Origin of the sequence: Streptomyces sp. ISL-36 (genome assembly GCF_018614205.1) — a bacterium.
Classification (GTDB): Bacteria; Actinomycetota; Actinomycetes; order Streptomycetales; family Streptomycetaceae; genus Streptomyces.
Window position 1 is genome coordinate 39,406 of record NZ_JAGGOS010000056.1, and the last position, 11,033, is coordinate 50,438.

Here is an 11,033-nt window from a genome sequence, read left to right on the forward strand (position 1 = left end):
GGACACCGCACATGGCCCACGAGCTCACCTCCACGCCGCCGACCGCCGCCCTTGCAACTCCTTGCGACAGCTCCGTGGAGTGGTGGCGGGATGCCGTCATCTACCAGGTGTACGTCCGTTCCTTCGCGGACAGCGACGGCGACGGGATCGGGGACCTGCGCGGAGCCCGGGAACGGCTCGCGCACGTGGCCGGGCTCGGCGCGGACGCGGTCTGGCTGACCCCGTTCTACGCCTCCCCGCAGGCGGACGGGGGGTACGACGTGGCCGACTACCGGGCCGTCGATCCGGTCTTCGGGGACCTGGCCGACGCCGACGACCTGGTGCGCGCGGCGCACGCGCTGGGCCTGCGGGTCATCGTGGACATCGTCCCCAACCACACCTCGGCGCGGCACCCCTGGTTCGAGGCGGCCCTGGCCGGGGTGGGCCGGGACCGCTACGTCTTCCGCCCGGGCCGCGGGCCGGGCGGCGCCGAGCCCCCCAACGACTGGGAGTCCGTCTTCGGCGGGCCCGCCTGGACGAGGGTCGACGACGGCACCTGGTACCTCCACCTCTTCGCGCCCGAGCAGCCGGACCTGAACTGGAAGAACGAGCAGGTACGGGCCGAGTTCGACTCCGTGCTCCGCTTCTGGCTCGACCTGGGCGTCGACGGGTTCCGGATCGACGTGGCCCACGGCATGGTCAAGGCGGAGGGGCTGCCCGACATCGGGCACGGGCAGCAGGCGAAGCTGATCGGCATCCAGCGGCTGCCCTTCTTCGACCAGGACGGGGTGCACGAGATCCACCGCCACTGGCGGCGCCTCCTGGAGTCGTACGGCCCCGACCGCATCGGGGTCGCGGAGGCCTGGGCGCCGACGCCGGAGCGCCTCGCCCTGTACGTACGGCCGAACGAACTGCACCAGGCGTTCAACTTCCAGTTCCTCAACTGCGTCTGGGACGCGGCCGCGCTGCGGGCGGTCGTGGAGGAGTCGCTGCGGGCCACGGCGTCGGTGGGGGCGCCGACGACCTGGGTGCTCTCCAACCACGACGTGGTCCGGCACACCACGCGGTACGGCAGCCTCGCGCGGGCCCGGGCGGCGGCGCTGCTGATGCTGGCGCTGCCGGGGTCGGCGTACGTCTACCAGGGCGAGGAGCTGGGGCTGCCCGAGGTCACCGACCTGCCGGGCGAGCTCCGCCAGGACCCGGCGTTCCTGCGGGGGGACGGACAGGACGGGCTGCGCGACGGCTGCCGGGTCCCGCTGCCGTGGTCCGCCGAGGGCCCGTCGTACGGCTTCGGCCCGGCCGGCTCCTGGCTGCCGCAGCCCCCCGAGTGGGCCGACCTGAGCGTGGCGGCCCAGACAGGCGACCCGGGCTCCACGCTGGAGCTCTACCGCGCGGCCCTCCGGATCCGCCGCGACCATCCGGCCCTCGGCGCGGGCGACGGGGTCGAGTGGCTGGACGCCCCGGAGGGCGTCCTCGCCTTCCGGCGCCGCTCGGCGTCGGGCGATGTGGTGGTCGCCCTGAACACGGGTGCGCGGGAGGCGGCCCTCACCCTGCCGGAGCCGGGGTCGCTCCTGCTGAGCAGCGCGTCCCGCACCGACGAGGAAGGGGCCGGTGCGGGAGCGCGGCCGGCGTCCACCGGACCGGTACTGCCCTCGCCCGCGGGCGAGTCCGCGCCCGCCGCCGCGGGAGCGCGGACCGCCCGGGTTCCCGCCGAGTCCTCCGTTTGGTGGGCAATCTGACGTGCGACCGGTACAGTCCAATCCCATGACCGCGCGGCTTGCCGACATCGCAGCCCAGGCGGGGGTCAGTGAAGCCACAGTCAGCCGCGTGCTCAACGGCAAGCCCGGTGTGGCCTCGGCCACCCGTGAGTCCGTGCTTGCCGCTCTCGACGTCCTCGGATACGAGCGGCCGGTACGCCTGCGTCAGCGCAGTGCCGGCCTCGTCGGGCTGATAACCCCCGAACTGGACAACCCGATCTTTCCCGCCCTCGCGCAGGTCATCGGGCAGGCCCTGACCCGTCAGGGCTACACCCCCGTCCTCGCCACCCAGACACCGGGCGGCTCCACCGAGGACGAGCTGACCGACATGCTCGTCGAGCGCGGGGTCTCCGGGATCATCTTCGTCTCCGGACTCCACGCCGACACCACCGCCGACATGACGCGCTACGACCAGCTGCGCGGCAAGGGTGTCCCGTACGTCCTGATCAACGGCTTCTCCCCCAAGGTCCAGGCCCCCTTCGTCTCGCCCGACGACCGGGCCGCGATGCAGCTGGCCGTGACGCACCTGGCCGCGCTCGGCCACACCCGGATCGGGCTCGCGGTGGGGCCCAAGCGGTTCGTGCCGGTGCTCCGCAAGATCGAGGGGTTCCAGCGGGGCATGAAGGAGCGGCTCGGGCTCTCCCCGGAGGAGTCCGAGCCGCTGATCCAGCACTCGCTGTACACCCTGGAGGGCGGGCAGGCCGCCGCCGGCGCCCTGATCTCCGCCGGCTGCACCGCCATCGTCTGCGCCAGCGACATGATGGCGCTGGGAGCCATCCGCGCCGCCCGGCAGCAGGGGCTGCACGTCCCCAAGGATGTCTCGGTGGTCGGCTTCGACGACTCCCCGCTCATAGCGTTCACCGATCCGCCGCTGACCACCATCCGCCAGCCCGTGCAGGCGATGGGCCAGGCGGCGGTCAGGGCGCTGCTCGAAGAGGTCGGCGGGACGCCGGCTCCGCACAGTGAGTTCGTCTTCATGCCCGAGCTGGTCGTTCGCGGTTCAACGGCTTCCGGTCCGAGCCAGGGAAACCCCTGATATTCCGCCCTCCGACGTCGTACTCAGGGCGGAGCGTGTGCGCCCCGAACCCGACCGGGGGATGATCGGACGAGGGGCGGGGATCTGGCAGACTCTCCTCCTATGGGTGAAGCGACCGTGAAGAGTTTGGAAGGCCGGACGGCGGCCACCCCGTCACCCATGCCGGACGGTGGCGGAGTGCGGGCCCGCCTGCGCGCGCCGCGCAGTCCCCGGATCTGGTTCGAGATCCTCCTCATCGGCGTCAGCTACTGGACGTACTCGCTCATCCGCAACGCGGTACCGGAGCAGAAGGCCCAGGCGCTGCGGAACGCCGACTGGATCTGGCAGGCCGAGGACGCCCTGGGGCTGGCCTTCGAACAGACCGTCAACCATGCCGTCAACTCGGTGACATGGCTGATCGTGTCGATGAACTACTACTACGCCACCCTGCACTTCGTCGTGACGATCGGTGTGCTCGTCTGGCTGTACCGCTGGCAGCCGGGACGCTACGCCGCGTCGCGAACGGTCCTGTTCGCCACCACCGGTGTGGCCCTGGTCGGCTACTACCTGTATCCGCTCGCACCGCCCCGGCTGATGAACGGCCAGAACTTCGTCGACACGGTCCTGGTGCACCACACCTGGGGCTCGATGGCCTCGGGCAACCTCAAGCACATGTCGAACCAGTACGCGGCGATGCCGTCGATGCACATCGGCTGGTCGCTCTGGTGCGGTCTGATCATCTTCGCCCTCGCCTCCGCGCCCTGGGCGCGGGTTCTGGGGCTGCTCTACCCGGCCGCGACCCTGGTCGTGATCGTGGCCACCGCCAACCACTTCTGGCTGGACGCGGTGGGCGGCATGATGTGCCTGGCCTTCGGTTTCGCCGTCTCGTACGTCTGGTACGGGGCGCTCCCGCAGGGCCTGCCCAAGCTGGTGGAGCCCGCGAAGCCGGTCGCGCGGGGTGGGCCGGACGGTCCGCCCCCGTCGTCGGAGGCGGACCGGGATCCGGCCGCGGAGAAGGTCAGCTCCGGTATGTGATCCGGCCGCCGGCCACCGTGAGGCGGATCGGTGCCTGCTCGGTCTCGTCGGCCGGGGCGGTCACCGGGTCGACGGTGAACGCGGTCAGGTCGGCCCGCAGGCCGGGGGCGATCCGCCCGGCGACCCCTTCCTCCCCCGCCGCGACCGCCGCGTGGGTGGTCATCCCCTCCAGCGCCATCAGGCCGGTCAGGCCGTGCCGCGCCGAGGCCGCGCCCCGGGGCGCCTGGGCGGTGGCGAGGACCTGACGGGCGTCGTGGTGCGCGATGGGCCAGTCCGAGCCGAGCGCGAGGTACGCGCCGGCGTCCCGCAGGTCACGACAGCGCCAGGCGCGCTCCGCCCGCTCCTCGCCGAGCCGCTTGGACCACTCGTCGGTGTGGTCGGCGCGGGTGTACGCGGTGTGTGGGGGCTGCATCGAGGCGACGACGCCCAGCGCGGCGAACCGGCCGAGCTGGCTGTCGGGGACGGTCTCGATGTGCTCGATCCGGTGCCGGGGTCCCCCGGGCCCGAAGGACTCCACGGTGTCGAGGACGTGCCGGACGGCCGCGTCCCCGATGGCGTGCGTGGCCGTGCCGACGCCGGCCTCGTGGAGGTGGCGTACGGCGGCGGTGTAGGCGGCCGGGTCGGGCCAGAAGGCGTCGGTGCCCTGGCCGTGGCAGTCGGCGTGCTCCAGCCAGGCGGTGCCGCCTTCGACGGTGCCGTCCATGAAGAACTTCACGCCGCCGACCCGCCACAGGCGCCCGGCCCGCTTCTGGAGCCGTGCCAGCTCCTCCAGCTCCGACCGGTCGGCGCCGGGCATGCACCAGGGGGCGAGCCGAAGCCGCAGCGGCAGGTCGCCGTCCTCCTCCAGGGCGGTGAGCAGGCCGGGGACGTCGTGACCGCCGAGGTCCATGACATGGGCGCCGGTCAGACCGGTGGCGGCCATGGAGCTCAGCAGGTCGACGAGCCGGTCGCGCCGCTCGGCGTAGGGCTGGGCGGGCAGCAGCGGGGTCATCAGGTCCATGGCGGCGTGCTCGATCAGATGGCCGGTGGGCCGCCCCTGGGCGTCGCAGACGATCTCGGAGCGCTGGGGGAAGGCGCGGGGCCCGTCGATGCCCGCTGCCTTGAGCGCCGTGGCACTGACGAGGACGGAGTGCCCGTCGTAGAGCCGCAGGTGGGCGGGGGCGCCGCCGAGCACGTCGTCGATGAGGTCGTGGTGGATGGGCCGGCCGCCGAAGACGTTGTGGTCGAGGCCCGCGCCGACGACCCAGCCGTCGCGGCGCTCGGCGCGGGCCAGCACGGCCCGCAGCTCGTCGAGGTCGCGTATGGCGGAGAGGTCCGTGCCGGTGCACATCTCCAGGCCCCACACGGGGTGGCTGTGGGCGTCGGTGAGGCCGGGGGTGAGGGTGGCGCCGGCGAGGTCGATCGTCTCGGTGCCGGGTCCGCACCAGGTTCGGGCGTCGGTGTCGTCACCCACGGCGTTGATCAGTCCGTCGTGGACGGCGACAGCGGTGTGGCCGGTGAGTCCCGGGGTGCGGACGCGGGCGTTGACGAGGACGAGGTCGGGTGCGGGCACGACGGCTGTTCTCCTTCGGTGACATCGGGTTCGGCGGCGAAGTTCGCGTAGACCTCGGGGCGGGTGCGGCGCAGCCGGTACGCGAGGAGCAACCCGAGGAGGAAGACGCCGGGGACGAGGGCGACGAGGACGGTGTTGACGGTGGTGGAGGCGCCGGTGAAGACGTCGATCTTGGAGATGACCAGGGCGATGGCGCCGGCCAGCAGCAGGGCCGCGGCGACGGGTGCGACGACGGTGCGCAGGACGCCCTCGTCGTGGCGGACGCGGCGGAAGTAGAACGGGATGGCGAGCGCGGCGAGGAGCTGGAGGGCCATCAGACCGATGCCGCCGGGGGTGTTCACCCAGAGCAGCAGCTGGGTGTACGGGTCGGCGCCGGCGGCCGCGAAAGCGAGGACGACCGCGAGGCCGAGGACGGTCTGGGCGATGCCGGCGACGTACGGGGAGCGGTGACGGGGGTGGATCTTGCCGAAGACGGGGGGCAGGACGCCCTCCTCGGCGAGGGCGAGGCCGTAGCGGTTGATCGCGTTGTGGAAGGCCAGGAGGGAGGCGAGGACGCTGGTGACGATGAAGACGTGCATCAGGTCCGCGGCCCAGCCGCCGACGTAGGTGGTGATGGCGGCGAAGAAGAGTCCGCCGGTGTCACCGGCCGCTGCCTCGACGACCTTGTCGTCGCCGAAGGCCTGGATGACGGTCCAGACGATGAAGGCGTAGAAGAGGCCGAGGAAGCAGACGGCGATGTAGGTGGCGCGCGGGATGGTGCGGGCGGGGTCGCGTGCCTCGCGCCGGTAGATCACGGTCGACTCGAAGCCGGTGAAGGCGGTGAACGCGAAGGCGAGGACGGCGGCGCTGCCGGGGACCAGGATGTTGCCGGGCGTGAAGGAGGCCAGGGAGAGGCCGTCCGCGCCGCCCTCGATCAGCACGCCGCCGGCGAGCAGGACGAGGATGCCTGTCTCGGCGACGAGCAGCACGCCGAGGACCTTGGCGCCGAAGTCGATGGAGCGGAAGCCGCCGTACCAGATGAGCAGCAGCCCGGCGAGGGAGACGGGGAGCCAGGGGATGTCGACGCCCCACAGGGCGTGGCCGGTGTCGGCGGTGGCGGTGCCCAGCAGGCCGTAGACGCCGATCTCCATACCGTTGTAGCCGAGCATGGCGAGCAGGGCGGCGGCGATGCCGACCGGCTTGCCGAGCCCGCGGGTGATGTACGCGTAGAAGGCGCCGCCGCTCTTGACGTGGCGGCTCATGGTCGTGAATCCGACGGCGAAGACGGCCAGCGTGATGCCGGCGAGGAGATAACCGGCGGGGGCTCCGATGCCGCCGAGGACGATGGCGATCGGGGCGACGCCGGCCATGACGGTGAGCGGGGCGGCGGCGGAGACCACGAAGAAGGAGATGTCGGCGGTGGAGAGTGTGCCGGTTCTCAGCCCCTCGGGCGCGTCGGAGGTGGATGTGGACATGGGTGGGGAAGCCCTTCCGCGGCAGGAAACCTAAAGGCTTTCGGTTTGCGGCAATGTAGCCTCCGACACGGCGTACGGGAAGACCTCACAGAGAGAGCGGGGACATGGGACGGCCGCGGACCCCCTTGCTGGACCGGGAGCGCATCACCACGACGGCGCTCCGACTCGTCGACGAGCAGGGGGAGTTCAGCGTCCCGCAGATCGCCAGGAAGCTCGGTGTGCAGACCGGATCGCTGTACCACCACGTGGACGGCCGGGGCGGGGTCGTCGAGCTGATGCGCGAGCGGGTCTGCGACGCGATCGACGGCGGCACCCTGGATCTGGAGCCCTGGGACGCGGCCATGGCGGCGTGGGCGCGCTCCTACCGCTCGGCTTTCGCCGCGCACCCCCGGGTGATCCCGATGCTGATGACCTCGCCGGTGCGGGCCCCGAAGGTGCTCGCCCAGTACGAACGCGCGGTCGGCCGGCTGCTCGCCGCCGGGTTCGGGAAGGCCGACGTGATGAACGTGATCGTCGCGCTGGAGAACCTGGTCCTGGGCTCGGCGCTCGATCTGGCGGCCCCGGAGACGATGTGGGAGCTCCCCGACGACGCCACGACTCCGCTCCTGGCAGAGGCCCTGGCGGCGGCGGGCCCGGCGCGCGCGGACGCGGCGTTCGAACTGGCTCTGGGGGCGTTCCTGGCGCACTGCCGGGGGTTGCTGGACGGCTGAGGGGCCCGCCGCCCCGGGGGCGCCCTCGCAGGAGCCTCGGCGAGGGCGCCGCCGATCCCGCCGGCGGTCTCGGGGGCGGCGCCCGCTTCGGCCGGGGCTCTCTCGCTCCCCGGTCTCAGGCGCCGTAGAAGAGCTCGTCCACGACCGCCCGGGCCCGGCGGGTGATCCGGCGGTAGTCGTCGACCATCTCGCCGACGCGGCCGGGGCCGTACCCGAGGTACCGCCCGACGGCCGCCAGCTCGCGGCCGTCGGAGGGGAAGGTGTCCCCGGGGCGGCCGCGTACCAGCATCACCGCGTTGCGGACGCGGCTCGCCAGGACCCAGGCCTCGTCCAGTGTCTGGGCCTCCTCCGTGGGGATCAGCCGCGCCGCCTGTGCGGCGGCCAGGGCCTCGCGGGTGCGGGTGGTGCGCAGGCCGGGTTCCGCCCAGCCGTGACGCATCTGGAGCAGCTGGACCGTCCACTCGACGTCGCTCAGCCCGCCCCGGCCCAGCTTGGTGTGGAGCGTCGGGTCGGCGCCGCGCGGCAGACGCTCCGTCTCCATCCGGGCCTTCAGGCGGCGGATCTCGCGGACCGCGTCCTCGCCGAGCCCCTCGGCCGGGTAGCGCAGCGGGTCGATCAGCTCCAGGAACCGACCGCCCAACTCCTCGTCGCCCGCCATGAATTCGGCCCGCAGCAGCGCCTGGCTCTCCCAGACCAGGGACCAGCGGCGGTAGTAGGCCTCGTACGACTTCAGCGTACGGACCAGAGGACCGCTCTTGCCCTCCGGACGCAGATCCGCGTCGATCATCAACGGCGGGTCCGCGGTGGGGACTTGGAGTAGCCGCCGCATCTCGGCGACCACCCGGTTCGCCGCCCGGGCCGCCTCCTGTTCGTCGACACCCTCGCGCGGCTCGTGCACGAACAGGACGTCCGCGTCGGAGCCGTAACCGAGCTCGTGCCCCCCGAAGCGGCCCATGCCGATGACCGCGAACCGGGTCGGCAGCGTGTCGCCCCAGCCCGCGCGCACGGCGGCGCGCAGCGCGCCCGCGATCGTCGCCGCGTTGAGGTCCGTGAGCGCCTGGCCGACCCGGTCGACCAGCGCGCCCGGATCGAGCTCCCGGGGGCTGTCCTCCGTCCCGTACGAGCCGATGATGTCGGCCGCGGCCGTACGGAACAGCTCCCGGCGCCGTACGCCACGGGCCGCCGTGACCGCCTGCTCGGCGTCGTCGGCGCGGCCCACCGCCGCGAGGATCTCCTGCTCCAGATGGTCGCGCCCGCGGGGTTCGAGACCTTCCGGGGCGCCGAGGATCGCCACCGCCTCGGGGGCGCGCAGCAGCAGGTCGGGGGCGAGGCGGCCGGCGGAGAGCACGCGGGCGAGGTTCTCGGCCGCCGCGCCCTCGTCGCGCAGCAGCCGCAGGTACCAGGGGGTCTTGCCGAGCGCGTCGGAGACCTTGCGGAAGCCGAGCAGTCCGGCGTCCGGGTCGGCGGAGTCCGCGAACCAGCCGAGCAGCACCGGCAGCAGCGTCCGCTGGATCGCCGCCTTGCGGGTGACCCCGGAGGCGAGCGCCTCCAGGTGGCGCAGGGCGGCGACGGGGTCGGCGTAACCGAGCGCTTCGAGCCGCTGCCCGGCGGCCTTGGGGCTGAGCCGGGTCTCGCCGGGGGTGAGCTGGGCGACGGCGTCGAGCAGCGGCCGGTAGAAGAGCTTCTCGTGCAGTCGGCGGACGACCGCCGCGTGCCGCTTCCACTCCTTGTTCAGCTCGGCGACCGGGTCGGTGCGCAGCCCGAGCGAGCGGCCCAGGCGGCGCAGATCGCTCTCGTCCTCGGGGACGAGGTGGGTGCGGCGCAGCCGGTAGAGCTGGATGCGGTGCTCCATGGCGCGCAGGAAGCGGTACGCCTCGTCGAGCTGGGCGGCGTCGAGGCGGCCGACGTAGCCGCCCGCGGCGAGCGACCTCAGGGCGTCGAGGGTGGTGCCGCTGTGCAGGGTGGCGTCACCGCGGCCGTGCACCAACTGCAGGAGCTGGACGGCGAATTCGACGTCCCGCAGCCCGCCGGGGCCGAGCTTGAGCTCACGCTCGACCTGGGCGACCGGGATGTTGTCGACCACCCGGCGGCGCATCTTCTGCACGTCGGCGACGAAGTTCTCGCGCTCGGCGGCCTGCCAGACCAGCGGAGAGACGGCGTCGATGTACGCGGCGCCCAGCTCCGGATCCCCGGCGACAGCACGGGCCTTGAGCAGGGCCTGGAACTCCCAGGTCTTGGCCCAGCGCTGGTAGTAGGCGAGGTGGGAGGAGAGCGTGCGCACCAGCGGTCCGTTGCGGCCCTCCGGGCGGAGGTTGGCGTCGACGGGCCAGATGGTGCCCTCGACGGTGGTCTCGGAGCAGATCCGCATGAGGTGGGAGGCGAGGCGGGTCGCGGCCTGGATCGCCTTGCCCTCGTCGGCGCCCTCCACCGGCTCCGCGACGAAGATCACGTCCACGTCGGAGACGTAGTTCAGTTCGTGACCGCCGCACTTGCCCATCGCGATGACGGCGAGCCGGCAGTGGGCGGCGTCGGCGGGTGCGGCGGCGCGGGCGATGGAGAGGGCGGCGCGCAGGGTGGCGGTGGCGAGGTCGGCGAGCTCGGCGGCGGCCTGGGCGACGTCGGTGGTGCCGCAGACGTCCCGGGCGGCTATCGCGAGGAGACAGCGGCGGTAGGCGATCCGCAGGGACACCGGATCGGTGGCCTCCGCCAGGTCCCGTTCGAACTCTGCGACCCCCGGGTGCAGATCGGCCGCCTCGTACGTCACCAGGGCCTGCCAGTCCCTGGGGTGCCGGGCCAGGTGGTCGGCGAGCGCCTCGGAGGCGCCGAGCACGCCGAGGAGCCGGTCACGGAAGGGCTTGGCGGCGAGCAGGGTGGCGGTGAGGGTCTGACGCTGCTCCTCGGGCTGGGCCTCGACCAGGCGGACCAGGCCGCGCAGTGCGAGATCGGGGTCGGCGGTGGCGCCGAGGGCGTCGAGGAGGACGGGATCGCCGCGCAGGGCGGACAGCTCGGCGACGTCGAGCAGCCGCTCGGCGCCGGACGGATCGGTGAACCCGTGCCGCAGCAGCCGCGTGAAGGTACTGCTCCTGCGCCCCGGCACCGTCATTCGCCGCTCCCTCCACCGTCCACGTTCCGCGATCGAGCCTATCCGCAGCGGGGGGCGGGGTCGCCTCGGGGCGCGGCGGTGCGGGGACCGATGAGTTCGGGGCCCGGGCGGAGTCAGTACGGGTGACAGACAGATGGCACGACAGGCAGACGGCCGCCAGGCGGACGGCACGCGACAACCGGCACCTGCGCGGCTCTGTCGAACGGCTCGGCCGACTCCGTCGGCCGGCTCCGGCGAAAGGAATCCCCCCATGCCCACCGAGACCGCGCTGGACCCCCGCTACAGCGACCCGAAGGCGCCTGCCGCCGACTGGTCCGAGGCCGTCGCCCGGCTCGCCGCGGCGGAGATCTTCTGGCTGACCACCGTCCGCCCGGACGGCCGTCCGCACTCCCCCATAGCCCCAAGGGCAATGCCGTTGCTTTAGTGGT

General features: G+C 73.1%; 7 protein-coding genes and 1 pseudogene. 5 read left to right on the top strand and 3 right to left on the bottom strand.

Going from position 1 to position 11,033, the window contains the following annotated elements:
• Positions 1–11 precede the first annotated feature (11 nt).
• From J7E93_RS15450 to J7E93_RS15460, 3 genes are all read left to right on the top strand, one after another.
• Complete coding sequence (locus J7E93_RS15450; RefSeq protein WP_215069670.1) at positions 12–1,718, top strand: glycoside hydrolase family 13 protein; 1,707 nt, start codon at positions 12–14, stop codon at positions 1,716–1,718.
• 25 nt (positions 1,719–1,743) lie between these two features.
• Positions 1,744–2,772 (top strand): LacI family DNA-binding transcriptional regulator, encoded by a 1,029-nt coding sequence (locus tag J7E93_RS15455; RefSeq protein ID WP_215069672.1) that lies wholly within the window; start codon positions 1,744–1,746, stop codon positions 2,770–2,772.
• A gap of 102 nt (positions 2,773–2,874) precedes the next feature.
• Positions 2,875–3,786, top strand: a complete 912-nt coding sequence (locus tag J7E93_RS15460; RefSeq protein WP_215069674.1) for a phosphatase PAP2 family protein — start codon at positions 2,875–2,877, stop codon at positions 3,784–3,786.
• Here J7E93_RS15460 and J7E93_RS15465 read toward each other — a convergent pair.
• Together J7E93_RS15465 and J7E93_RS15470 are read right to left on the bottom strand one after the other, a co-directional pair.
• Complete coding sequence (locus J7E93_RS15465) at positions 3,770–5,338, bottom strand: amidohydrolase (RefSeq protein WP_215069676.1); 1,569 nt, start codon at positions 5,336–5,338, stop codon at positions 3,770–3,772. The genes J7E93_RS15460 and J7E93_RS15465 overlap by 17 nt on opposite strands.
• Positions 5,248–6,792, bottom strand: coding sequence for an APC family permease (locus tag J7E93_RS15470; RefSeq protein WP_215069678.1), 1,545 nt, complete (start codon positions 6,790–6,792; stop codon positions 5,248–5,250). Before J7E93_RS15470 ends, J7E93_RS15465 begins: the two co-directional genes overlap by 91 nt.
• A 104-nt stretch (positions 6,793–6,896) precedes the next feature.
• On the opposite strand from J7E93_RS15470, the gene J7E93_RS15475 reads away from it, so the two are divergent.
• Positions 6,897–7,502: a TetR/AcrR family transcriptional regulator gene (locus J7E93_RS15475; RefSeq protein ID WP_215069680.1), complete on the top strand. Its 606-nt coding sequence runs from the start codon at positions 6,897–6,899 to the stop codon at positions 7,500–7,502.
• 115 nt (positions 7,503–7,617) lie between these two features.
• Here the strand turns inward: J7E93_RS15475 and J7E93_RS15480 are convergent, their stop codons facing one another.
• On the bottom strand, positions 7,618–10,605 hold the full coding sequence (locus tag J7E93_RS15480) for a bifunctional [glutamine synthetase] adenylyltransferase/[glutamine synthetase]-adenylyl-L-tyrosine phosphorylase (protein WP_215069682.1): 2,988 nt from the start codon (positions 10,603–10,605) through the stop codon (positions 7,618–7,620).
• Positions 10,606–10,855: 250 nt separating this feature from the next.
• Here J7E93_RS15480 and J7E93_RS15485 point away from each other — a divergent pair.
• Positions 10,856–10,993: pseudogene (locus J7E93_RS15485) on the top strand (pyridoxamine 5'-phosphate oxidase family protein); the annotation flags it as partial.
• Between the last annotated feature and the right edge of the window lie 40 nt (positions 10,994–11,033).